This window comes from Mycolicibacter heraklionensis, assembly GCF_019645815.1.
GTDB lineage: Bacteria > Actinomycetota > Actinomycetes > Mycobacteriales > Mycobacteriaceae > Mycobacterium > Mycobacterium heraklionense.
In genome coordinates this window covers 126,047-149,389 of sequence record NZ_CP080997.1, presented here as the reverse complement: position 1 = coordinate 149,389, position 23,343 = coordinate 126,047, and the positions used below count along the sequence as shown (strand labels likewise).

Sequence of the window (23,343 nt, the reverse complement as noted above, 5' to 3'; positions counted from 1 at the left end):
GTGCTAGCCCGAAGCCAGTTCTTCGGCGCGCCGTTTGAGATTGTCAGCCAGGTAGTCCAATGCGTTGCTGAAGGCCTTCTTGAGCATCGGCTTGGGCACCGACATCTCGGTCTCGACGTTCATGTCGACGGTGAGCAACGTGGTGGGGCCGATCTCGACCACCGAGAACAGCTGCTCCTGCGTGCTGAACAGATCGCCCTGCTGGAGCACGGTCTGGATCTGGGTCGCGCTGGGGTAGTACACCGCCTGGATGAAGGTGCCGTCGAAGCCGGAGTAGGACGCATCCAGCCGCAGCTGGCTGGGCCGGCCGTCGTCGTAGCGCGCCAGCACCCAAATCCCTTTGACCTCTTCGTTCCACTGCGGGTACGCCTCGAAATCGGCCACGATCCCCATGATCGTGGCGGCGTCGGCGGCGACTTCGACGGTCTTACTCACGAGCGGCACCCGCCGAGCATAGCCACCGACGAAACTGCCGCCGAGCTAAACCTGGGCGGTGGCCAGCAACGCGCGAATACCGTCGGGGATCGGCACCGGCCGCCGGGTGGTGCGGTCGACATAGACGTGCACCCAGTGCCCGAGCGCGGCCAGCGGGACGGCGCCGGCGTCATCCGGTGTGCGGAACACCGCGAGCCGGTAGGTGACACTGCTGCGCCCCAGCCGGGTCACCGCCAGCCCCACCGCCAGCCGGTCCGGGAAGGCGAGTTCGCCCAGGAATCGGCAGCCCGATTCGGCGACCACCCCCAGCTCGGGCATCGCGACCGGGTCTATATCGACATGGGCGGCGATCCAGCCGTTGATCGCGGTGTCGAACAGCTGGTAGTACACCGCGTTGTTGAGGTGGCCGAACATGTCGTTGTCGGCCCAGCGGGTCAGCACCGGCCAGTGCACCGGAAAGTCCTGGCTGGTCAACCCTTCCGGCGCGGGCGGGACACTCATGGTTGTATTCCAGCATGATCGCGATCCGCGGGGCCGTACTGGAGCGGATCGGTGCGCCTCGCCCCTACGCCGCCTCGCGCCCGCTGACGGTGACGGAGGTGGAGCTGGCCCCGCCCGGCGAGGGCGAGCTGCTGGTGCGCGTCGAGGCCGCCGGGGTCTGTCACTCCGATCTGTCGGTGGTCGACGGCAACCGGGTGCGACCGGTGCCGATGCTGCTCGGCCACGAGGCCGCCGGCATCGTGGAGGCGGTCGGCGCCGGGGTCACCGGGGTGCGCCCCGGCCAGCGGGTGGTGCTGACCTTCCTGCCGCGCTGCGGGTACTGCGCGGCGTGCGCCACCGACGGCATGGCGCCGTGCGAGCCCGGCAGCGCCGCCAACGGCGCGGGCACTCTGCTCGGCGGCGGGCTGCGGCTGCACCGCGCCGACCAGACCGTCTACCACCACCTGGGTGTCTCCGGGTTCGCCACGCATGCGGTGGTGAGTGCGGCCAGCGCGGTGCCGGTTCCCGACGACGTGCCGCCGACAGTGGCCGCCCTGCTGGGCTGCGCGGTACTGACCGGCGGCGGCGCCGTACTCAACGTCGGCCGTCCGGCGCCCGGTGGCACCGTCGCGGTGGTCGGGCTCGGCGGGGTCGGGATGGCCGCGGTGCTGACCGCGCTGGCCCACGATGGCGTGCAGGTGATCGCGATCGACCGGCTGCCGGACAAGATGGCCGCCGCAACCGCGTTGGGCGCGCACCGCACCTACACGCCGCAGCAGGCACTCGACGCCGGCGTGCGCGCCCCGGTGGTGATCGAGGCGGCGGGCCACCCCGCCGCGCTGGAGACCGCGATCGGCCTGACCGCGCCGGGCGGGCGCACCATCACCGTCGGCCTGCCGCCGCCGGACGCCCGGATCAGTGTGTCCCCGCTGAGTCTGGTCGCCGAAGGACGCTCACTGATCGGCAGCTATCTGGGTTCGGCGGTCCCCGCGCGTGACATCCCTCGCTTCGTGGAGTTGTGGCGAGCGGGCCGGCTCCCCGTCGAGCGGCTGGTGTCGGCGACAGTGCCGCTGGAGCAGATCAATGAGGCCATGGACTCACTCGCCGACGGCACCGCGGTACGTCAGATCATCACCTTCGATCCGCACTGACTGGTGGTTCGAAGGTGAAGTCGGCGGCCCGGAATCGGCGGGTCATCGCCCAGAAGGCGCCGGCACTGCGCGGCCACTGGGTGACCACCCGGCCGTTGGCGGCACGAAAGTAGTTGCTGCAGCGGGTGGTCCACACGGTGCCGTGCATCCACCGGTCGATCTTGGTGATGAAGTCGGCCAGCGCGGCCGGCCGCACGGCGACGTAGGACTTGCCGGTGCGCCGAAGGTGTTTGAGCACCCGCACGATGTAGCGCGCTTGGGCTTCCAGCACGAAGATGACGCTGTTGGAGCCGACGTTGGTGTTGGGCCCGTAGAGCATGAAGAAGTTGGGGAACCCGGGCATCGCCATACCGAGGTAAGCACGCGGCCCGTCCCGCCAGGCCTGCTTGAGCGTGGTGGCGTCCTCCCCGGTCACCTCGATCTGACCGAGGTAGTCCGCAGCGGCATATCCGGTGGCGCAGACCACCACGTCGACCTCGCACTCGGTGCCGTCCTCGGTGACCACCGATCGGGAGCGCAGGGCCCGGGCCGGGCTGGTCACCACTTCGACGTTGGGTCGGGCCAGCGCGGGCAGGTAGTCCGAGGAGAACACCAGACGTTTGCAGCCCAGCGGGTGATCCGGGGTGAGCGCTTGGCGTAGTTGCTCGTCGGCGATGGTGCTGTCCAAGAGTTTTCGCGCGATATCGGTGAACTCCCGGGTCTTGTCGCTGCCGTTCTCGATCACCGAGATGTTCGACTCGCTGCGCAGCCACAGTCGCATCCGGTACAGCCGTTTGGCCAATGGGATGCGGGCGAAGGCCCATCGCTCCCGCGGGGTGTAGCGCCGGTCCGGCTTGGGCAGGATCCAGGTCGGTGACCGCTGCAGCGAGTACACCTTCTCGGCGACCTCGGCCAGCTCCGGCAGCAGTTGCGCCGCGGTCGAACCCGTCCCGAGCACGGCGACCTTCGCCCCGGCGATCGGCACCGAATGGTCCCACCGCGCCGAATGCATCACGGTGCCGGCGAAGGGCTGTTCTTCGATCAGATCGGGCAGCACCGGCTGGGTGAACAGCCCGACGGCCGAGACCACCACGTCGAACCGATGCTGCGCGCCGGTGTCGGTGGTCAGACACCACTGGCGGCGGTCTTCTTCCCAACGGGCCGAGCGAATCTCGGTGCGCAGCCGCAGGTGCGCGGCCAGGCCGTGGTCGGCGGCGCACCGCTCGAAATAGGCCAGGATCTCGGGTTGCTGCGACCACTGCCGCGACCAGTGCGGATTCAGGTCGAAGGAATAGGAGTACAGGTGTGACTTGACGTCACAGGCCAGCCCCGGATACGTGTTGATCCGCCAGGTGCCGCCGACACCGTCCTCCCGGTCGAAGATGGTGAAGTCGGAGAATCCCGCACGCTGCAACAGGATTCCCAGCGCCAGCCCGCCCGGCCCGGCGCCGATGATGCCGATGTTCATCGGATCTGCAGGCACTGGCCGCCGTCCACGACGAGCTCGGCGCCGGTGATGAACGACGCGGCTTGCGAAACCAGGAACGCCACCGCGTCAGCCACCTCGACCGGCCGGCCGAGCCGGCCGCCCGCCGACACCGCGGCCAGGCGCTGCTGGGTGACTTCGTCGAGCATCGGGGTGGCGATCGGCCCGGGGAACACCGCATTGACCCGGATGCCCGCCGTGACGAGCTCCGCGGCGACGGTCTGGGTCAGGCCGCGCAGCGCCCACTTCGACGACCCGTAGGCGCTGTGCTGCGGAAAGGGACGGATCGCCCCGGTGCTGCAGGTGTTGACAATGGCGGCGCCCTCGGCCGTCCGCAGCTGGTCCAGCGCCGCCTGGATTCCCAGGAATGCGCCCAGACAGTTGACCCGCCAGGCCTTTTCGAAGTCTTCGGGTGTCTCATCGGCGATCGCCGCACGGTGCAGGGTGCCGGCGTTGTTGATCAGCGCGGTCAGCGCCCCGAACCGTTGGACGGTCGCCGCCACCGCGGCGTCCCACTGTTCGGGGCGGGTGACGTCGAGCACAAGACCGATCAACCCCTCATCACCCCGCGCGGCAACGGCCGCATGCAATTCGTCGGCGTTGATGTCGCAGGCGACCACGGCGAAGCCGTCCACGCGCAACCGTTCGGCGATCGCCCAGCCCTGGCCGCGGGCGGCGCCGGTGACCAGCGCTACGCGTGCTGGGCTCATCGGCCCCGCGCTTCCTCGAGGTGCTCGAGGGCTCCGCGGCGTAGCGCCGCGGACTCGGCGGCCAGCGTGATCATCTGGTAGCCCAGCCCGGCCAGGGCCGCGCCCGCCGCGCCCGATCCGCCGTGGATCGCGGCGATCACGCCCGCTGCCGCTGCCGCCTGCCGGATTCGTGTCATGGCCGCGACCAGGTCGGGGTGCGTGGTGGACTGCGCGACATCGACGCCCAGCGAGATCGCCAGGTCGGCGGGTCCGACGTAGATGCCGGCCAGGCCGGGAACCGCGCAGATCCGTTCCACGTCGGCCAAGGCCGCGGCCGTCTCGATCATCGCGAAGACGTCTACCCGCTCCTGGAGGCCGGCCAGATCGCGGCCCAGGCCGGGCCGCAACGGCCCGAAGCTGCGGATGCCCGCCGGAGGGTAGCGGGTGGCGGCTACCGCGGCGGCCGCCTGCTCGGCGGTCTCGATCAGCGCGATGATGACCGCGTCGGCGCCGGCATCGAGCACCCGACCGATGGGGGCCGGATCCGCGTTGGGCAACCGGACCGCGGTGGCGATCGGCAGGTGCTCGGTGTGCCGGAGCATGGCGGCGATCTCGGCATCGTCGAGGTAGCTGTGCTGGGCGTCGAAACCCACGTAGTCATAGCCGGCGCGGGCGAATTCCTCCGGGCCCAGCACCGTGGGCCCGGTGACCCAGCCGCCCCAGAGCGGTGCCCGGTCCGCCAGGGCGGCACGCAGCGCCGACGTCATGCGACCATCGCGATCTTGACGCGGCCCGGCACCGGCCGGGTCGCCAACTCGAAGGCGGCCTGGGCTTCGTGGCAACCGAACACATGAGTGACATAGTCACCCAACAGTTCTGGATGCCCGGCGGCGAATCTGCCTGCGGCCGCCAGCATCCGGGGCCGCTCCTGGGTGACTCCGGAGATCAACGTGAGGTTGTTGCGCAGCATGGTGCGCATACTGATCGGATAACTGTCGTCGTCGGGGACACCGAAGTAGAACACCGTGCCACCGGGTGCGACGGCCTCGATGGCGTGACCCAGGGTGGCGACCTGGTGTCCGACGGCCTCGATCACGATCTCCGGGCGGTCGCCGGCGTCCAGGTGGCGCACCCACCGGTCGCTGGTCGCCTGCACGACGGTGTCAACACCGAAGGCGGCAGCCATATCTCGACGATCGACCGGGTCCACGCCGGTGACGCGGCGCGCACCCGCGGCTTTGGCGACGGCGCTGAACAGCAGGCCGATCGAACCCTGCCCGATCACCGCCACGTGGCGGCCGGCCAGGTCTGGCAACTGTTCGACGGCGTAGAGCACACAGGCCAGGGGTTGCAGGCCCACGGCTTGGGCGGGCACCAGCGCCGGGTCGTAGGTCATCAGGCCCTCGCCGTCGCTGATCACCTGCTCCATCAGTCCGTCGAAGCCCGATGCCCAGCCGACGACCCGGTCGCCGGGTTGGTGCTGCGGGTGCCGGCTGGTGACGACGTCGCCGACGATCTCGTGGATCGGGAAGCCGAGCTTCTCCGCAGCACCGGCACCGTCGTCACCGGGCAACCTGCCCTGCGCGCCGCGAAAGGCCGGCAGGTCACTGCCGCACACCCCGGCGGCGACGAACTGCAGCAGCACCTGCCCCGCGCCGACCTGCTGCTCGGTGGGGTCGGGGGCCTCGATCTTCTCGAACTGATACGGCGCGATCAACCGGTATGCCCACATGCCTCAGACCTCCACCGGGATGGTGTTCCAGCCCCATTGAAAACTGGACGGCAGCCTGGTCGCGCCGTCGTCGACGATCCGATAGTCCGGGACTCGGCGCAACCATTCCTGCACCAGGACAGTCACTTCCAGTCGGGCCAGGTGGTAGCCGATGCAGAAGTGCTGACCGCGGCCGAACGCCAGGGAGCGTTTGATCGGCCGGTCCCACTGGAATTCGTCGGGGTCGGGGTACTGACGCTCGTCGCGGTTGGCCGACGCGAGCAGGGTGATGATGCGTTGGCCCGGCTCGACAGTCGTGCCGTGCAGCGTGAACGGTTTGCGGGCGGTGCGCGCGAACCATTGCGCCGGTGCGCAATACCGGATCATCTCCTCGCGCGCCAGCTGCACCGTGTCGTGCGGATTCGCCCGCACCGCGGCCAGTTGGTCCGGGCGTCGAGCCAGCTCCCACAATCCGTGCGCGACGATCTTGGGCACGGTCTCGGTGCCGCCGATGAAGATGCACAGCAATTGCGTCGCGGCTTCGACGTCATCCAGGTCGCTGCCGTCCGGTAGCCGGTAGGCCAGCATCCCGTCGACGATCGGCAGGTCGCCGGAGCCCCGCTCGGCGCGCCGGCGTTGCACGGCCGGGATGAGGTACTGCAGGTAATTGGGCCGCGCCGCGGCGGTGTCCACGCCGCTGCCGGCCTGCGCCAGGCTGCCGGCGTTCACCGCCGCCAATACCTCCGCGGCGCAATCGGTCGGAATGCCCAGCAGTTCGCAGACCACCTGGGCCACTACGACTCCGCCGTAATCACAGGTCAAGTCGAACCGGCCCAGCGGAAGCAGCTCATCCAGCCGCTGGTTGGCCAAGGTGCGGACCCGGTCTTCCCAGTCAGCCACCGATCGGGGCCGAAACGCCGGGGACTGCAACCGGCGGATGTCGTCGTAGATCGGCTTGTCGAAGACGGCGTGGAAGGGCAGCGGGTGCAGCGGCGGGTCCGGGACCGGACCGCCGTTGTGGTGCGCCAGCACGTTGGCCGCGGGCAGCGTGCCCTCCGAAGCCACGAAGGTTCCATCACTGACGGCCAGCACATCCCAGATGTCGTCGAAGCGGGACAGGGCGTAGAGGTCCCACTGCGGTACGTAGTACATCGGGTGCTGGTCGCGCAGCACGCGGTAGTACGGCAGCGGGTCGGCCATCACCGCCGGGTCGAACGGATCGTAGGAGAACTCCGGTGCGGCAACGCTTGTCACGTGGCGTCTCGCTGCAGCGGGGAGGGTGGCAGGGCCTGCAGGATCGAGTCCTCCCAGCCGTCGCGTAACGCGGGCGCCACACTCATCCACGTCACGATCTCGGCCGGCGGGTGGTCCTTCCACGACGGGTAATGCTCGGCGAAGCACTCCCAGCCGCCGTCCAGCGCCCAGTAGTGGATGACCTCGTTGTAGCGGAACGTGGTGGTGAACGAACCGAGCCAGCGCTTGCCGGTGCGCTCCGACCACGGCACGTAAAGCCGCTCCAGCTCCCGGATGTAGTCGTCCTGGCGGCCGGGCTTGGTCTGCATGATTTCCTGTATCACCACGGTCGCGTCGAAGTCGGCCGCGCAGAGCTGGGACAGGGTCTTGTTGTGCGGGCCGGGGTACATGATCCGGCCCTCCCCCGATGCTCCGATACCGGCGAGGTAGGCCGACCACTCGGCCGCGCGCTGGGCGTGGCTGCCGCCGCGGTTCTGCGCCCGCCCGATTCGGGCGTAGTCGGCGAACGCGTCGATCTCCCAGATGATCGTGACCTGCGGCCAGTGCCCGTTGTAGGCGGTGGACTCCCACAACGCGAAGAGGCGAGCGCCCAGCTCGCTCATCATCGGCTGGTAGGTCTCGGTGAAGTTGCGGGTGAAGTCGTCGCGCAGGCCGCGGCCCAGATTGATCGTCTCGTGCAGGTACAGCAGGGTGTGGTCGTAGTGTTTGCGCATCAGCCGAGCGGGACCAGGTCGGAATTGACCGGCAGGCAACGCTTCTGGTCGCTACGGAATATCTCCGGACCGTCGAACGGCGCCGTTTCCCTGACATCGGCGGCGGCCAGCGCCTGCCGCTTGAACGCCCGGCCCGCCACGGTGGGCAGGTGCTGCACGGTACTGAGCCGATGGCTGACCTCCAGCGGCCAGCGCTCACCCCACAACACGACCTCGGTCAGGCTGCTCCGCAGCGCGTGGCGCACCCGCCGGCTGATCCGGGGATCGGCGGTGAGCGCGTCGGCGACCACCGCCAGGCTGTGCGCGGGCGCATCGCCTTCGGGGGCGGCCAGCTCGGCCTCGAGGTCTGCCGTATTCAGTCCGAGGATGTGCAAGGGCCGGAGATCCTGGCGCGATGGCACCAGCACCCGCACGTCCCAGCCGATCGCCGCACGGTGATACAGCCATCCGCCGGCCGCCTGCACCAGGCCGGCAACATCGAGGGCGATGACATCGAGGCGGTAGCGCAGGTACTGGTCCTGCGCCAGGGAATCCAGGGCCGCAGCGGTACTCGTCATCGCATCATCCCAGCTCGTCGTGAGAATCTCAGACGGTGCCGCCGGTCGGACGAGCCGTCCGTACCGCGCAGCACAACTTCTCCGAGATATTACAGTTGGCGTGGAATTTGTAAAGGCGAATTCGGCCGAACACGACCGAGGACGAGGGGTGGGGTTCCCATGAGTCTGGTTGCCGGGCACGGCCCGCTCAGCACCGAGCGCGCCGGCTGGTTCTCTCCGCAGATCACCGGCGCTCTGGTGTACGTCGAACCGCATCCCCGGCGGGTGTGGGCGATCCGCCGTGAACGCACCGTGATCGACACCGAACAGGCGCTGCTGGTGCATCGGCAGGGCGAGCCGCTGAGCTACGCCTTCCCCGCGGATGCCGTCGGCGACCTTCCGCATCGGGCGCTGCCGGAGGCAGCCGGCTTCGTGCAGGTGCCGTGGGACGCCGTGGACGCCTGGTTCGAAGAGGGCCGCCGGCTGGTGCACTACCCGCCGAACCCCTATCACCGGGTCGACTGCCGGCCCACCCGGCGCACATTGCGGGTCGAGGTCGCCGGAGTGGCCCTGGTGGACACCGACGACACGGTGATCCTGTTCGAGACAGCCCTCGCGCCGCGGCTGTACGTCGCCCCGGGCCACGTTCGCACCGATCTGCTGCAGGCGTCGGGGACGTCGACCTACTGCAACTACAAGGGGTACGCCCGGTATTGGTCCGCGATCGTCGGAGACACCGTCGTCGAGGACGTGGCCTGGAGCTACCCCGATCCGCTCCCCGAGAGTGCGCCCATCGCAGGGTTTTTCAGCTTCGACATGACCCGCGCCGAAGGCCTCGCCGAGCTGCCGGTACCGGCCCGGCTATAGCCGCGAGTGCTCGGCGATCTTGTTGTCGCTGGTGCGCAGCGGCCGGATCAGACCGTCCTGGGCGAACGAGGCGAGAAGTTCACCGTCCTCGGTGTGCACGGTGCCGCGAACGTAAGACATGCCCGCACCCACCTGGGTGCTTTCATGGCCATAAAGGATCCAGCCGTCCCAGCGCACCGGTTCGTGGAAACTCACCGTGACCGTCATGGGAGCGGTGGACACCGTCAGATGCGACTGACTGGTGCCGATTCCGGCGTGCGCGCGCATCGTCGTCGAGATGCCCAAATGTCCGGTGAAGTAAGCGATCAGCGCCTTGGCGAGGTCGTCGCGGGTGGGAATGGGGTCATAGTGCAGCCAGGCATAGAGCTCCGGCGGGCCCACCTCGTCGGGGCTGTTGACGTCGACGACGTCGACGAGGCGCACCTCGCGTCCGGTCATCGGCATGACGCAGGGGTTGGCCTGGGCGGGGGCTGCCACTTCGGGCCGCGGCAGGTGGTGGGTGATCACGTCGGCCGACGGGACGTCGGCGAGCACCGTGATGGTGGCGCAGCGCTTGCCGTTCTGCAGCACCGAGATCACCGCGGCAGCCGTTGAGCGCCCCTCGCTGACGACGTCGATCAGGTATTCCGCCGGCGGCCCCACCAGCACAGCCCGGGCGAACACCGCGTGCACCGATCGGATGGACTTGTCCGAGAAGCGTTTTGCCGCTGCCACGATGGCCTGCGCCAGTAGCTGCGTGCCCTCGACGACTTGACGCTCGTCGTCGCCGGCAAGCCCGGTCGCCCCGGTATACCGGTCCGGACCGTCGGCCGTCACCTCGAAAAGGTCCAGCAGGCCGCTCACCGACCATTGCGGCGCGGGCGGAGTCTCGGTGGGTTGAGCCATTCCGCGAGCGTGACATTTCAGCCAGATTTTGTAAAGTATGCCTGATCGCGCCCGCGACCGCAGGACAGGAGGGCGACAGTGTTGAGCATCGCCGAAGCAAGCTCGCAGCCGACACCGACACCGCTGGCCGGCGGCTTCTGTTTCGGGGAGGGACCGCGCTGGTTCGAGGGTCTGCTGTGGTTCTCGGACATGCTCGGCGAGGCGATCCACACCGTGAACCTGCGCGGCTCCATGACCACGGTGCCGCTGCCCGGGCATACCCCCAGCGGGCTCGGTTTCCGGCCGGACGGATCGCTGCTGATCGCCTCGGCCTCCGACCGCCAGGTGCTCTGCTACGACGGAGACTCGGTGACGACGCTGGTGGACCTGAGCCAGCAGGTGCCGGCCGATCTCGGGGACATGGTGGTGGACGCGGCCGGCCGCAGCTATATCGGCTCGCAGGCCTACTCCGGCGGTGTGCTGGTGCGGGTCGATCCGGACTCCAGCGCGCACATCGTCGCCGAGGATCTCGACTTCCCCAACGGGATGGTGATCACCCCGGACGGGGGCACGCTGATCGTCGCCGAGTCGATGGGCCGCCGACTCACCCGGTTCACCATCGGCGCCGACGGCGGGCTGCGTGACCGCCAGGTGTTCGCCGACGGGCTGGACGGACCACCGGACGGCATCGCGCTGGACGCCGCCGGCGGGATCTGGACGGCGATGACACTGGCCAATCAGTTCGAGCGCATCACCGAGGGCGGCGCCGTCACCGACCGCATCGCAACCGGCGAGCGAGCCGCGATCGCATGCGCGCTGGGCGGGCCGAAGCGTCGCACGCTGTTCCTGCTGACCAGCCCCGGCGCCTACCCCAAACGGCTGGTCGGGACCCACGACTCGCGTTTGGACACGGTCACCGTGGAGATACCCGGCGCCGGACTGCCTTGAAAGGGATTCGATGACCGACTCCTACTACGAACTGCTGGACGCGTTCGATCCTCGGGGAGAGAAGTTCGCCGCCACCGATCTGGTGCGCGGCACCTGGTCGGCTCAGATTCAGCACGCCGCACCGGTTTCGGCGCTGCTGGTGCGGGCACTGGAGCGGCTCGAGCCCCGCGACGACACCCGGCTCAGCCGGGTCAGCATCGACCTGTTGGGGCCCGTGCCGGCCGAAGGCGCGCTGTGGGTGCGCGGACAGGTCGACCGGGCCGGCAAGCAGATCGAACTGGTCAGCGCTGAGATGCTGGCACCCGGTCCCGACCAGCTGCCGCGACCGGTCGCCCGCGCGACCGGTTGGCGGCTGCAGACGTTGGACACCGGCGACGTGCAGCACGCCTCGGCTCCCCCGCTGCGGCCGGTCAGCGAGGCCCGCAGCAACAACATGCAGCAGAACTGGGACCGCAACTATGTGCACAGCCTGGACTGGCGGTGGCTGACCACGCCGCTGGCCCCCGGTGCCGGCGAGTCCTGGATCTCGCCGATCGTGGACCTGGTCAAGGGCGAAGGGATGACTCCGCTGCAGCGGCTGTTCGCGGTGGCCGACGACGCCAACGGGGTCGGCACCAAGCTCGACATCAGAAAGTGGACGTTCCTCAACACCGACCTGGTGGTGCACGTGCACCGGATTCCCGACGGCGAGTGGATCGGGATCCGCGCCGAGACCAACTACGGCCCCGACGGCATCGGGACGACCATCGGCACCCTGTTCGACCAGCAGGGCGCGGTGGCGGGCATCCAGCAGTCCGTCCTGCTGCGTCGTCGCTAGCGGGCCGCTCCCACAGCCGGGAGTATTTCGACAAGACGCAGCCGCGACTCGGTGGCCATCCCGGCGAGCAGGCGCCCGGCCTCAGCGGTGAACGCGACCGCGCCCGGCTGGGCCGACCGCACGGCCGAGGCCCGCACCCCGGTGCCGACGAATTCCGCGTCCAAGGCCGCGAGCCAGGCGTCGACCTTGCGCTGGACGGCGGCGCAGCGCACCCCGGCGAACTCCGGGCCGACCAACACCACGTCACCGCTGCCCCGGGCGATCATGGCCGGAATCAGTTGGGTGGCAAGGGTTTGCGCTCCGATGCACGCGCCCTCCACGCACGTGCCCGGCACCCCGACGAGCCCGGCGTCGGTGATGAGCACGTCCGGGGTGCCGATGAGGTAGTGCGCGGCGGCGAGAAACTGGCTGATCGACCGCGGGTCGGCGAGGTCGAGGTGGACGGCGAAGGCGCTGCCGCCGCGGTCTCGAAGCTGCGCGGCGAACCGCTCGGACTCCTCGAAGTGTCGACCGCCGAGCAAAACCAGGTGTCCTTGCGCGGCCAACTGGGCCGCGGCCACCTGGCCGATCCCGGCCGCTTCGATGACGATCATCACGGCTCGCGGCGGATGCGTGCGTTCCTCGCACGTGACTTGCGGCGCTTCGATCACAATAATTGCCCTACGGCCCGATCCCAGGGGCCCGTGACGGTGAGGAACGATGTCCAGGCACCGAACCAGCGTGACACTCTCGCTATTTTTTGTAAAGTCTCCGCTATGACCCGCAGCACGGCGGACGGCCCCGACAGCTCGACCCGGCAGCGGATCCTCGCGGCCACCGCCGAGGTGCTCGGGCGCAATGGCATGACCAAGCTCAGCTTGTCCGAGGTGGCCTCCCAGGCTGGGGTCTCCCGCCCCACCCTGTATCGGTGGTTCCCGTCGAAGGAAGATTTGGTCTCGGCGTTCTCCCGCTACGAGCGGCACATCTTCGACAGCGGGATCGCCCGTGCCACCGACGGACTGAAGGGCACCGAAAGGCTCGACGCCGCACTGCGTTTCATCGTCGACTATCAGCACTCGTACACGGGCGTGCGGATGATCGACATCGAGCCCAAGCATGTGCTCGCCGACTTCTCCCGCATCATCGTGCCGATGCGCGAGGGTCTGCAGCGGATGCTGACCGGACCGGACGCCGCGGTGAAGGCGGCGGCCGCGATCCGGATAGCCATCTCGCACTACATCATTCGCAGCGACGACTCCGAGCAGTTCCTCGCCCAGCTGCGTCAGGCGGTCGGCATCAAGCACCGCGACTAGTCGAAGAGCACCGCGGCATTGAGGTAGCCGGTCGGATCGAACGCTGCCTTGATCGTCCGCATCGCGGCGATATCGTCCGGCCCGCGCGACATCGTCAGGTAGGCCCGCTTGCGGCTGCCTACCCCGTGTTCGGAACTGACGTTGCCGCCGCAGTCGGCGATCAACGCCATCATCGCCGCGTACAACTCGGGTTCGGCCGCCGCCGAGCACCGCAGCACGTTGAAGTGCAGGTTGCCCTCACCGATATGGCCGAACAGCACCGGAAGAGCCTCCGGTGCATGCTGGCGCACCACCGCGCTCGCCGCCTTGGCGAATCCGGCGACGGCCGCCAGGGGCAGGGACACGTCGAACTTCAGCGGCGGCCCGAATGCACCCAACACGTCGGCGACCGCCTCACGCACCCGCCACAGCCGCTGTTGGGTCGCAAGGTCCACGCCCACCGCCGGCTCGTCGCAGCACCGCACCTGCGCCAGCAGGTCGGCGAGGCGATCGGCCTGGTCGGTGTCGCCGGTCAGTTCCACCAGCAATAACCAGTCACCGCGCACCGGGGTGGCGATCCCGAGCCGCTCCCCGGTCAGCGCCGCGACGCGGGCGTCGATCAATTCCAGCGTCGCGATGCCGTCGAGGTCGCGAAAGATTCGGGCCGCGTCGACCAGGGCCTTCAGCTCCGCGAAGCCGCAGACTGCCGTGACCCGGTGCAATGGGCGGGGATGCAGCCGCAGATCCAGTTCGGTGATCACGCCCAGGGTTCCTTCGGCCCCGACGAACAGTGCCGGCAGGTTGTAGCCGGTGTTGTCGGAGCGCACGGCGCTGTGTCGGTGCAGCAGGTTGCCGTCCGGCAGGGCCACCCGCAGGCCGATGACCTGCTCGCCCATGTTGCCGTAGTGCACGGTGTACAGCCCGCCGGCGTTGGTCGAGGCCATTCCGCCGACGGTGGCGGTGTCCCGGGAGGTCAGATCGACACCGAAGATCAGCCCGGCATCGGCGGCCGCCCGCTGCACCGCCGCCAGCGTGGCACCCGCCCCCACCGTCACCCGGCGCTCGACGACGTCGACCGCGCCGACGGTGTTCAGCCGCTCGGTGGACAGCAGTACGTCGTCGTGTTCGGGGACGGTGCCGGCCACCAGCGAGGTGCGCCCGCCCTGGACGGTGACGTGCGCGCCGCCGTCGCGGCAGAGCCGCAGCACCGCGGCGACTTCCTCGGGCGACCCGGGCCGCACCAGCGCACCGGCGCGGCCCCGGTAACGGCCGGTGTAGTCGACGCTGCGGCCGGCCAGCACGTCGGGATCGTCGGTGACATAGGCGGGGCCCACCACCTCCGCCAGATTCTGCATCAGGCTCCGAAACTGGCTTTGAGTCACCGCCCCGGTCACGAAGCCGGTTTACCACACACCGGGCTACCTTTAGGCATGGCTACCCGCGAAGACGTCTCGTTTCGATCCGGCGCCGACCGCATCAGCGCCTGGCTGTACCGCCCCGACAGCGCCGGCCCAAAGGGCGCCCCGCTTCTGGTCATGGCGCATGGCCTGGGCGCGGTGCGGACCATGCGCCTGGATGCTTACGCCGAGCGGTTCGCCGCGGCCGGTTACGCCTGCCTGGTGTTCGACTACCGCAACTTCGGCGACAGCGACGGCGCTCCCCGCCAGCTGCTCGATGTGGGTATGCAGCTGGCGGACTGGTCTGCCGCCGTCGACTTCGCGCACACCCTGGCCGGCGTTGACCGCAACCGGATCGGCATATGGGGTACGTCGTTCGGCGGCGGCCACGTGATCGCCACCGCGGCGCGACTGCCGGTGGCGGCGGCGGTGGCGCAATGCCCGTTCACCGACGGGATCGCCTCGGCGCGCACCATTCCGCCGTTGACCACGGCGCGGATCAGCGTGCTGGCGTTGCGGGATCTGGCCGCCGCACGGCTCGGTAATCCCCCGGTGATGGTGGCCACCGCCGGCCGCCCCGGCGACGTCGCCCTGATGAGCACGCCCGACTCCTACCCGGGCTACCTGAAGCTGGTCCCGGAGGGGCAGACCATCCGCAACGAGGTCGCGGCGCGGATCGGGATGAAGATCCTCACCTACCGTCCGGGCCGGCTGGCGGCCAAGGTGTCCTGCCCGATTCTGTTCTGCGTCTGCGATACCGACTCGGTCGCCCCGCCCGGACCGACGCTGCGCTACGCCGCGAAGGCGCCCCGCGGCACGGTCAAGAGATACCCCGAGGGCCACTTCGACATCTACGTCGGCGACGCCTTCGAGCGGGTGGTCGCGGATCAGCTCGAATTCCTGGATCGCAACCTCAAGACCGCGGGGGTCTGAGCCGAAGTCTTCCGACCGAACTCATCGCCGGCGGTGCCGCCAGCAAGCCCCTGTCGCCGCCGACTTGGCGTCTGAACCGGGCTATCGGCCGTCGGCGGCGCTGGCGGCCTTCGTCCGCGCCCGCGACATGAGTTGCCGATTCCCCGGCTGCGCCCGGCCGGCACCGTCTGCGACATCGACCACGCCGTCCCTTCCCCTGGGGACCGACTCACCCCTGCAAGGTCAGATGTTGGTAATATACCCCCATGGCGAAGATGAAATCCGCTGGTCAGCGGGCTGGGGTGCGGTCGGCGGCGATTTACGCGCGTATCTCGGCTGATGTGGAGGGCACCGGGTTGGGGGTGGCGCGGCAGTTGGAGGATTGCCGCAAGCTGTCTGCTGACCGCGGTTGGCCGGTTGGCGATGAGTATGTCGATAACGATGTGTCGGCGTTCTCGGGCAAGCCGCGTCGGCAGTATGCGCGGATGCTGGCCGATCTGGCATCAGGGGCGCGGGATGCGGTGATCGTCTACAACTTGGACCGGTTGCATCGCCGACCGGTGGAGTTGGAAGAGTTTGTCGCTTTGTGTGAGTCGGTGGGTGTGCGAGACGTGGCTACCGTGACCGCCGATATTGACCTGGGTAACGATGACGGGTTGTTCATGGCCCGGATTTTCGCCGCGTTCGCCGCCAAGGAGTCCGGGCGCAAGTCCGCACGTATTCGCCGCAAGATGTTGCAGAACGCCGAACAGGGACTACCGCACGGCTCGGTGCGCCCGTTCGGCTACGAGGACGACAAGATCACGCTGCGGACGTCGGAGGCGGCGGTGGTGCGTGAGATGGTGGACCGCTACTTGGCGGGCCAGTCGTTGTTGTCGTTGACGGTGTGGCTCAACGACTCCGGCGTTTCCCCGGCGGTGGCCAAGTCGTGGCAGACCTCGGCGGTGCGCCAGATCCTGTGCTCGGGCCGTATCGCCGGGCTGCGGGAGCATCGTGGTGAGGTGATCGGGCCTGCGAAATGGCCGGCGATCATTACGCCGGCGGAGCGGGACCGGATCTTGGCGCGTATCGCGGCGCGGTCGGTGACCAAGACGCGGGCGGCGCGCACATATGTGTTGTCAGGGATGCTGCGGTGTGGGCGTTGCGGTAATCGGCTGTATTCGCAAGCCCGGCACAGTAATCCCGATCATCGGGTGCGCCGCTATGTTTGTCTGAAAGGACCCGATCATGGCGGCTGTGGTCGGCTGACGGTGGTCGCCGAACCGGTTGAGGCTTTGTTGACTGATGCGGTGTTGACCCGCCTGGATTCTCGGGATCTGGCGAAGGTGTTGGCCGGCAAAGCCAGCCCTAATCATGATGTGGCGGCGTTGGCGGCGGCCGTGGAGGCCGATCAAACGCGCCTCGATGAGCTGGCCGGGTTGTATGCCGACGGCGCGATCAGCGCGCGGGAGTGGATCGCGGCCCGCGACCCGATCACCAGCCGCATCCAGCAGGCCAGGCGTGACATCGCTGAGGCCACCGATACCAGTGAGGTTTATGAGTTGGCGGGCACCGGCGGGGCGTTGCGCGGCCAATGGCCCGACCTCGACGTGGAACGCCAGCGGAGCATCGTCAAATCGATCCTGGATCACGCGGTGATCGCACCGGGCACCCCGGTTCCCGCAGTCTCGACATTAACCGCGTGCAACCCCATTGGCGCATCTAGGTTTTCGGCGTCGTCGCGGATGCTCCCTGGCGAGTGCCGAGTGTGTGTCTGGGCTGGTGGGCCGTCAAGGCCAAAGCCGCACGCGGTCGAAGCCAGCTTCGAGCCTGGACGGCCCACCAGCCCAGACACCAGGAATGCTCTTATCGCCGGGAAGGGTTGTGTTGAAATAACTTTCGTCGTCTATCCGGTTGGCCGGTGACGGTACGGTGCCTTTGCGTGCTCAGCGCAGGAGGGTTGCGATGGCAGCCAGGGTGGTGGGGTCGGTGACGGTGACGGATAGGGCTTGGCGTTCACATGAGGCGGTCAGCCAGGCTATGAACTCCGGGCGCTCGTGCAGCGGGACCGCGCCGGCATCGTGGTTGTTGGCGGCGCCGCCCGCGGGCGTCGTGGCCATCACCCTGCCCCGCGTGGTGGCGGCGAGATGCGGGTGGAGACAGTCCGGGATTCGGTGATACCGGTGATGCGGGCGCTGATGTGGCGCAGGGCTGCGGAGATGACCAGGACGCGGTCACCGGCGCTGGCGTGTCCGGCGCGGTCGAACTCCCACAGCATCTCATCGGTGTCGATCGGTTGCTGCTGCCTGCCTGTGCTCGCCGTCACGTCGTCAGCGAAATGGGCGGATTGCGTATCGTCCTGTCGCCCTGAATGTTTGGCTATCTGGTTACGGGTCCAGGTGGCGCGGGCGGCGCGCAGGGCACCCATGGTGGTCGAATAGCGCCGCGATTTGGTAGTGATGTGGCCGCGGTAGCCCAGGGTGTGCAGCCAGCGCCCAATCCCCGCCAACGACGGACCCGCGGACGCTGGGTGTTCGGCGAGTCCGGCGATGGTGGACAGGATGGCCCGCACATGTTCAGTAACGTCGAGTTCGCCGATCGCTTCTGCGGACAGCCGGCGCGCGGTGATGCCGAAGTCGTGCAGGGATTTGGTGACGTATTTCGCCAGATATGCCGCAACCCTGCGCGGCGACAACCGCGAGGCCGAAGCGACTGCGGTGTCGTCGACTTCGGAATCGCTTGCGGTTATTGGTTCGGGTGTCAATGGTTGGGTATCAATTTGGGTGCCGAACCGCACCGTGCGCACCCCGCCCGGGTTGGGGTAATCGTCGTCGCCGGCGGGCACGTCGATACTGACGCGACTGGCAGCGTGTTGGATCAAGGCGGCCAGCTCGGCGGCGGTGATCGGTGACGACCAGCCGGGATGCTGCTCGGCTACCGGACGAGACACCCCACCACCCCGCGGGGCGGCGGGGCCGTGACGATCGTGGTCACCTGATTTCGTGGTGTCGTTGGTGGCGGGTGGCGGGTCGAGGCGGATCAGGGCATGGATGTGGGGTATGGCGCGGGCTTGCAATTCAACGACTTTGACGAAGCTGACCCGCACCGAGCCGGGCTTGACGCCAACTGTTTTCAGGTGCGTCGCCACGGCGCGCCGTAGTGCGATGGTGAACCGCCGCCACAGCTCGGGCAGATGCCAGGTGAACAAGATATGTCCCAGATAGTCGTAGCAGTCCGCGCACAATGGTTGGCCCACCAGAGGGTCATCGACACTGTGGATTATGGTGCAGCGCAGGCAGTTTTCGTGCCGGCGGCGGCCCGCCGACCTGTTGGGTATGGCGTGACACGGGGTTCCGGTGGCGTTGTGCACGGCCCCGTAGCTGGGGGCGGTCAAGGTGGTGAACACTTGCGGACGGTTGGCGACCTCGACGGGTATGTCGTGGTGGCCGCCGGCGGCTCCGGCGTGCACGAGTTGCCAGGTGTCGCGGGCGTAGAGGTCTGAGCATGACGGGCACACCGCGTGACGGCGGTTGTTGCAGCGCGTCCACACCGTGTGCTGACGCCCGGCGGTGTCGGCACCGAGCAGCTGGATCGGGTGGGCGCAGTAACCGACCGATTCCACTCGCCGCCACCACGACCCGAAACCGGGTGAGGAGGCGCGCCGGCACATCTGGGTGACCACCGCATCGGCATCGATGGTGGCCGGCAGGCCCGGCAGCGCGATCACCGGGCTCTGCGTCGTTACGGTCTTCACCGATTTCCCTGTTCGCCTGAACGCGGTGCCCGAAAGGTGCGGGCCAACAAGGTGATATCGCGATCGGTGACGTGAAAGGCCCGGACCCGTATCGGGTCGGCGGTGCCATCGATCATCACGTACCCGATGCCGGGGGTGGTATCAGCGATCAGGTCGCATTCGGCGCCGGCATCGCGGGCTCCTTGGCCCAAGACCATGGCGGTTTGGGTAGCCTCGGTCATCCGCAGCCCGATCCGCACGGTGAACAACTGCCGTACCGGCAGGGTGTCTTTGGCCGGGTCTTGCACCGCGGCTACCACCGATATCCCGACCGCACGCCCCTGGGACAACAGCAGGCCGAGGAGTTGTTCTGTCTCGGCGCGGAGTTTGCGGTCGGTGACATAGGTGGTCAGCGCGGCGATCTCATCAATGATCAGCACGATCAACGGCTCAGCGAGGGCGGGGGTGTGCAGGCGGGTGTGCCCGCGCAGCCGGGTGGCGCGGGTCTGCATCAGCTTCACCAGCTCGCGCAGCAGTTCCACGGTGGGCTGACCGGTGTGGTAGCAGAACCGGGCGAACAGCGGCGCGCCTAAGCACTGAGTTCCATGCCGCCTTTGGGGTCGATCACCCACAACCGCACCCGCCCCGTTTTAACGTGGGGTGCCAGCCCGGCGATCAGCGACCACAACACCGAGCCTTTGCTTACTCCGGTGGCACCGGCGGCCAGGATGTGCTGGCCCAATACCGGTAGGTGCCACCAGCGCCGTGATTCGGTGACCCCGACCCGCACCGCGCCCAGATCGACCGCCGAACCCGGGGTTGGCATGGGCACCGCGATCGGCTGGCCGAGCACATCCCCGCGGCCGATGATGATCCGCAGCTGGCCCGGCGTGGTGGCGCGGATCGTCAACCGCTCCGCGTCCCAGGTCGCCGCCAGTGCGAGGGCGCGTTTCTGCCAGTCGGCAATCGACTGGCCGGTCACCACCTTGACGATCAGCACGTCGGCGTGATGGCCGATCCGCACCGATTGCAGGGCAGGCACCAACGTGCGTTCACCCAGTTTGGCGGTCAGGCCGTGCAGGGCGCAGACCGATTCCCAGTTGCGGTGATAACGCCACCACGCCCAGAAACGCTGCCGCAGCGGAGCGCTGACCCACCGGGTGAATGAGGCCGGCTGGCACACCCACCAGCCGAGGTATGCCGCGGCCTCCACAACGGCGGTCAAAACGCCGGCTCGGGCGCCGTGACTGAAACCGACCCAGATGGCGACGACGGTGGGAATGCTCAGGGAGGGAAACAGGATTGCCCACCACAGCAGATACCCGGCGGCTTTGAGTAGTCCGACGATCAGCTCGCCGATCCAGTCATCATCGGGTGATGGATTGTTGTTGTGGTTCTTACGGTTTGGACTATTCGACATGACGGTCTGCCTTCACTTACGACGGGGAAACAAGGGGCGGGAGCGTCGGCCCGGCAGCCCATAGGCGCACGCTGTCGCGGGGCTGCCGGGCCGGCCTGCGGTTACCGGGCCTGCTGGCCCGTCTTGACGGTGGCGAGGTCGGTGGCGGTGATGGCTTCGGCGCGGTACGCGATGCCCGAGCGGCCGTCTTGCGACCACGGCAACGCCACCAGACCCGTCACAGACACCGGCTGGCCGACAACGACTTTCGGTTCCCCGACCACGGTGACCGCCAGCACTTCACCGCCGGTGGCGTCCAGGGCGATCAGCTGCACCTGCCACAACGCCTGCCCGGTGGCCTTGTCCACGCGCGGTGCACCGGTGTCGAAATTCGTGCGCTGCTCGGGAATCCGAGTACAGAGGAACGTCACCCCGGTGGTGTCGATACGTAACTTCATGGATTGCTGTCCTTCCTTGCGGTGTTGGCGCGGTCTGTTCGGCCGCGACTCAAGGACAGCGCCATCCCGGATGCGCCCGGAAGTGACAGGCAGTGATACTGGTGATGACCGCACACGCGCACACGTAGCTGACCTGCGCTGATGTATGCGGCATGATCGAAGCCATGGCCGCAGTCGACCCGATCCGGGCACTCAATGCGCAGCGGCTCAGCCAAGCCCGCAAACGCTACGGCTACAGCTTGCGTGAGTTGGCGATCGAGGTCGAAAACGTGCGCAAGCTACGCGGCGATCCCGACCTGCCCGCGCGGGAATCCCTGCGGCAAAAAATCGCCCAGATCGAGCGGACCGGAATGCTCGGCCCGCTGTGGCGTGAAGACCTGGCCGCGGTGTTCGGCGTCGAACCCGACGAAATGTTCAGCGTGCCGATCGCCACCGAGCTGCCGCACCCGCTGCTGATACAACTACCCGTCGACCGTGACGTACTCGCCGTCATCGAGGCCCAGCAACATGCCCACATCCAAGCTGAGCACACCTTCGGCCCCCAACACGCCCGCCCCCTGGTGGAATCCGATCTGGTCACCATCGAATCCCTGATTGCCCACGCACCCTCGCAGGTCAAGGCAGAGATGCGGCGCGCCGCTGGGGCTATCGCCGAAGTTGCCGGGTGGATCGCCCAAGACCTCGGAGATCACGCCGCCGCGGAGAAGCTCACCCACACCGCAGCCCTGCACCTACGTACGGCCGGCCCGGCATTCAACGCCATGATCTTGATGCGCCAATCCAACATTCTCACCCGCACCAACCCCGACCTGGCCACCGCCTTGGCCACCGATGCCGCCGACCTCATCGACGGCCACGACGTGGGTCGCCTGGCCGCCAGCATCGCCCGCCAACAGGCCCTTGCCGAGCTGGCCAATCACAATGAGCGGGGATTTCATCGCCACGCCGCCGCAGCCCTCGAACTCGGTGACCTGCAACCCCACCCGCATGATCATGCGATCTATGCCCACGGCGCCTACGTCGCCAGCGAGATCGCCTCGGGCTACCTGCGCATCGGTGACCCGGATAAAGCCCTAACCCTGCTCGCCGGGCACCATCACGCCTGGACATCACAGCAGCACCGCGATCAGACCGTGGCCGATATGCGACTCCTGCACGCCTACATCGCCACCGGCGAATACCAGCAAGCACTGGCACTGACCGCCACAGCGATCCCGGGCTACCTGGCCGCGCCCTCGCAGCGAGCCAGGATTCATCTGGCCAGGGCAGGCACAATCGTGCGAGACCGTCGACGGCGAAACAAAGACCCGATCCTGCAACAGCTTGCTTACCGCATCAAAAACGCCACCCAAGGAGTCACCCCGTGAGCCGTCGAATCATCCCCGACACCACCACCACCGACCCTGCGGCCACCCACACGGTCGCGGTGCTGCCGGTCGGCTCATTCGAACAACACGGCCCCTACCTTCCGCTGGGCACCGACACCCTCATCGCCACTGCCATCGCATCCGTAATCAGTCAGCACCACAACGTATTTCAGCTACCACCGGTCGCGTTCAGCTGCTCCCACGAACACGCCGCCTACCCCGGCACCATCAGCATCAGCGCCACCACCTTGGCCGCGATCGTCGCTGACATCATCGAATCGCTGGCACGCCAGAACATCGCCGGGCTGATCGTCGTCAACGGCCACGGCGGCAACGCGGTACTCACCAACGTCGTCCAACAAGCCAACCACCCCAAGAACCCCGTCAAGGTTGGGCTCTACCCCAGCCGCGAAGACTGGACCGAAGCCCGCGCCGCCGCAGGAATCCACAGCAGCAACCACGACGACATGCACGCCGGCGAACTGGAAACCTCCATCCTGCTCGCCACCGCACCCGACTACCTGCGCGACGGCTGGCAGACCAGCGACCACACCGCCAACGACCGCCGCTACCTCACCAGCCTCGGCATCCACGCCTACGCACCCACCGGCGTCATCGGCTCACCATCCCAGGCCACCGCCGCCAAGGGCAGCAGTGCCCTCGACCACCTCGGCCGCAACGCCGACACCCTGATCGAACTCCTCACCACACGTTGAGCACAAGCGACAGCTCGGCGGCTACCTTCCGGGCTTCGCTGCGCTCCCTTCGCTTCCGTCCGCTGGCGCTCCCGTCCGCGCCGGTCGCTCCACTGCGCCCTGCGTCCGCCGCCGAGCACCAGACCAGCGCCCACCACTCAGTGAGAACACCGGCCGTGTTCGCGCCTGCCACCGCCAGGCC

23 protein-coding genes and 2 pseudogenes are annotated in these 23,343 nt (G+C 68.3%); 9 read left to right on the top strand and 16 right to left on the bottom strand.

The genetic code is table 11. The features are described from left to right. Nucleotides 1–3: 3 nt before the first annotated feature. Entirely contained in the window at nucleotides 4–444 is a 441-nt protein-coding gene (locus K3U94_RS00745; RefSeq protein ID WP_047320356.1) for an SRPBCC family protein, read from the bottom strand. Nucleotides 445–480: 36 nt separating this feature from the next. Next, nucleotides 481–936: an acyl-CoA thioesterase gene (locus K3U94_RS00740; RefSeq protein ID WP_047320355.1), complete on the bottom strand. Its 456-nt coding sequence runs from the start codon at nucleotides 934–936 to the stop codon at nucleotides 481–483. A 14-nt stretch (nucleotides 937–950) separates the two neighbouring features. Here K3U94_RS00740 and K3U94_RS00735 point away from each other — a divergent pair, with 14 nt between their 5' ends. Beyond that, nucleotides 951–2,066, top strand: coding sequence for an alcohol dehydrogenase catalytic domain-containing protein (locus K3U94_RS00735; RefSeq protein WP_047320408.1), 1,116 nt, complete (start codon nucleotides 951–953; stop codon nucleotides 2,064–2,066). Here the strand turns inward: K3U94_RS00735 and K3U94_RS00730 are convergent. From K3U94_RS00730 to K3U94_RS00700, 7 genes are read right to left on the bottom strand one after another with little or no spacing between them, the layout of a single operon-like run. Beyond that, a complete protein-coding gene (locus K3U94_RS00730; RefSeq protein WP_047320354.1) occupies nucleotides 2,047–3,513 on the bottom strand; it encodes a flavin-containing monooxygenase in 1,467 nt (488 codons plus the stop codon). The genes K3U94_RS00735 and K3U94_RS00730 overlap by 20 nt on opposite strands. Continuing rightward, nucleotides 3,510–4,241 carry an SDR family NAD(P)-dependent oxidoreductase gene (locus K3U94_RS00725; protein ID WP_220695284.1) on the bottom strand — a complete coding sequence of 244 codons (732 nt, stop codon included), beginning with the start codon at nucleotides 4,239–4,241 and terminating at the stop codon, nucleotides 3,510–3,512. Before K3U94_RS00725 ends, K3U94_RS00730 begins: the two co-directional genes overlap by 4 nt. Further along, nucleotides 4,238–4,987, bottom strand: coding sequence for an HpcH/HpaI aldolase family protein (locus tag K3U94_RS00720; protein WP_220695283.1), 750 nt, complete (start codon nucleotides 4,985–4,987; stop codon nucleotides 4,238–4,240). The genes K3U94_RS00725 and K3U94_RS00720 overlap by 4 nt, the downstream gene beginning before the upstream one ends. After that, nucleotides 4,984–5,952 carry a zinc-binding dehydrogenase gene (locus K3U94_RS00715; RefSeq protein ID WP_220695282.1) on the bottom strand — a complete coding sequence of 323 codons (969 nt, stop codon included), beginning with the start codon at nucleotides 5,950–5,952 and terminating at the stop codon, nucleotides 4,984–4,986. The genes K3U94_RS00720 and K3U94_RS00715 overlap by 4 nt, the downstream gene beginning before the upstream one ends. Before the next feature lie 3 nt (nucleotides 5,953–5,955). Beyond that, nucleotides 5,956–7,131 carry a cytochrome P450 gene (locus tag K3U94_RS00710; RefSeq protein ID WP_220696612.1) on the bottom strand — a complete coding sequence of 392 codons (1,176 nt, stop codon included), beginning with the start codon at nucleotides 7,129–7,131 and terminating at the stop codon, nucleotides 5,956–5,958. Between the two features lie 50 nt (nucleotides 7,132–7,181). Then, the gene (locus K3U94_RS00705) at nucleotides 7,182–7,898 is read right to left on the bottom strand and encodes a hypothetical protein (RefSeq protein ID WP_047320350.1); all 717 of its coding nucleotides are present in this window, start codon (nucleotides 7,896–7,898) and stop codon (nucleotides 7,182–7,184) included. Next, a complete protein-coding gene (locus tag K3U94_RS00700; RefSeq protein WP_052956955.1) occupies nucleotides 7,898–8,455 on the bottom strand; it encodes a hypothetical protein in 558 nt (185 codons plus the stop codon). The genes K3U94_RS00705 and K3U94_RS00700 overlap by 1 nt, the downstream gene beginning before the upstream one ends. 159 nt (nucleotides 8,456–8,614) lie before the next feature. Between K3U94_RS00700 and K3U94_RS00695 the strand changes: the two genes are divergently transcribed. Next, nucleotides 8,615–9,301 carry a DUF427 domain-containing protein gene (locus tag K3U94_RS00695; RefSeq protein ID WP_220695281.1) on the top strand — a complete coding sequence of 229 codons (687 nt, stop codon included), beginning with the start codon at nucleotides 8,615–8,617 and terminating at the stop codon, nucleotides 9,299–9,301. On the opposite strand, the gene K3U94_RS00690 is transcribed toward K3U94_RS00695, so the two are convergent. Then, nucleotides 9,296–10,186, bottom strand: a complete 891-nt coding sequence (locus K3U94_RS00690) for an acyl-CoA thioesterase (protein WP_220695280.1) — start codon at nucleotides 10,184–10,186, stop codon at nucleotides 9,296–9,298. The genes K3U94_RS00695 and K3U94_RS00690 overlap by 6 nt on opposite strands. 81 nt (nucleotides 10,187–10,267) lie before the next feature. On the opposite strand from K3U94_RS00690, the gene K3U94_RS00685 reads away from it, so the two are divergent. Beyond that, the gene (locus tag K3U94_RS00685) at nucleotides 10,268–11,113 is read left to right on the top strand and encodes an SMP-30/gluconolactonase/LRE family protein (RefSeq protein WP_434084892.1); all 846 of its coding nucleotides are present in this window, start codon (nucleotides 10,268–10,270) and stop codon (nucleotides 11,111–11,113) included. Nucleotides 11,114–11,123: 10 nt separating this feature from the next. Further along, nucleotides 11,124–11,930, top strand: coding sequence for a thioesterase family protein (locus K3U94_RS00680; RefSeq protein WP_220695279.1), 807 nt, complete (start codon nucleotides 11,124–11,126; stop codon nucleotides 11,928–11,930). Here the strand turns inward: K3U94_RS00680 and K3U94_RS00675 are convergent. Further along, nucleotides 11,927–12,523, bottom strand: coding sequence for an SDR family NAD(P)-dependent oxidoreductase (locus K3U94_RS00675; RefSeq protein ID WP_220695278.1), 597 nt, complete (start codon nucleotides 12,521–12,523; stop codon nucleotides 11,927–11,929). The genes K3U94_RS00680 and K3U94_RS00675 overlap by 4 nt on opposite strands. 162 nt (nucleotides 12,524–12,685) lie before the next feature. On the opposite strand from K3U94_RS00675, the gene K3U94_RS00670 reads away from it, so the two are divergent. Beyond that, the gene (locus K3U94_RS00670; protein WP_220695277.1) at nucleotides 12,686–13,222 is read left to right on the top strand and encodes a TetR/AcrR family transcriptional regulator; all 537 of its coding nucleotides are present in this window, start codon (nucleotides 12,686–12,688) and stop codon (nucleotides 13,220–13,222) included. Here K3U94_RS00670 and K3U94_RS00665 read toward each other — a convergent pair. After that, nucleotides 13,219–14,556 (bottom strand): FAD-binding oxidoreductase, encoded by a 1,338-nt coding sequence (locus tag K3U94_RS00665; protein WP_434084891.1) that lies wholly within the window; start codon nucleotides 14,554–14,556, stop codon nucleotides 13,219–13,221. The two genes, K3U94_RS00670 and K3U94_RS00665, sit on opposite strands and share 4 nt — an antisense overlap. A gap of 75 nt (nucleotides 14,557–14,631) precedes the next feature. On the opposite strand from K3U94_RS00665, the gene K3U94_RS00660 reads away from it, so the two are divergent. Both K3U94_RS00660 and K3U94_RS00655 read left to right on the top strand, forming a co-directional pair. Then, nucleotides 14,632–15,531 carry an alpha/beta hydrolase gene (locus K3U94_RS00660; protein ID WP_047320344.1) on the top strand — a complete coding sequence of 300 codons (900 nt, stop codon included), beginning with the start codon at nucleotides 14,632–14,634 and terminating at the stop codon, nucleotides 15,529–15,531. A gap of 245 nt (nucleotides 15,532–15,776) precedes the next feature. Beyond that, nucleotides 15,777–17,215: pseudogene (locus tag K3U94_RS00655) on the top strand (recombinase family protein). Nucleotides 17,216–17,435: 220 nt separating this feature from the next. Here K3U94_RS00655 and K3U94_RS00650 read toward each other — a convergent pair. The 4 genes and pseudogenes from K3U94_RS00650 to K3U94_RS00635 form a co-directional block, all read right to left on the bottom strand. Beyond that, nucleotides 17,436–17,609, bottom strand: a complete 174-nt coding sequence (locus K3U94_RS00650; RefSeq protein ID WP_165576417.1) for a hypothetical protein — start codon at nucleotides 17,607–17,609, stop codon at nucleotides 17,436–17,438. Then, nucleotides 17,609–19,159: a replication initiator gene (locus tag K3U94_RS00645; RefSeq protein WP_230987673.1), complete on the bottom strand. Its 1,551-nt coding sequence runs from the start codon at nucleotides 19,157–19,159 to the stop codon at nucleotides 17,609–17,611. The genes K3U94_RS00650 and K3U94_RS00645 overlap by 1 nt, the downstream gene beginning before the upstream one ends. A gap of 80 nt (nucleotides 19,160–19,239) precedes the next feature. Then, nucleotides 19,240–20,642, bottom strand: a pseudogene (locus tag K3U94_RS00640) (FtsK/SpoIIIE domain-containing protein). Between the two features lie 101 nt (nucleotides 20,643–20,743). Continuing rightward, nucleotides 20,744–21,079 carry an SCO3933 family regulatory protein gene (locus K3U94_RS00635; protein ID WP_024637274.1) on the bottom strand — a complete coding sequence of 112 codons (336 nt, stop codon included), beginning with the start codon at nucleotides 21,077–21,079 and terminating at the stop codon, nucleotides 20,744–20,746. Between the two features lie 164 nt (nucleotides 21,080–21,243). Between K3U94_RS00635 and K3U94_RS00630 the strand changes: the two genes are divergently transcribed. Both K3U94_RS00630 and K3U94_RS00625 read left to right on the top strand, forming a co-directional pair. After that, the gene (locus tag K3U94_RS00630; RefSeq protein WP_220695275.1) at nucleotides 21,244–22,446 is read left to right on the top strand and encodes a hypothetical protein; all 1,203 of its coding nucleotides are present in this window, start codon (nucleotides 21,244–21,246) and stop codon (nucleotides 22,444–22,446) included. Next, nucleotides 22,443–23,162 carry a creatininase family protein gene (locus K3U94_RS00625; RefSeq protein WP_220694753.1) on the top strand — a complete coding sequence of 240 codons (720 nt, stop codon included), beginning with the start codon at nucleotides 22,443–22,445 and terminating at the stop codon, nucleotides 23,160–23,162. The genes K3U94_RS00630 and K3U94_RS00625 overlap by 4 nt, the downstream gene beginning before the upstream one ends. Nucleotides 23,163–23,343: the final 181 nt, after the last annotated feature.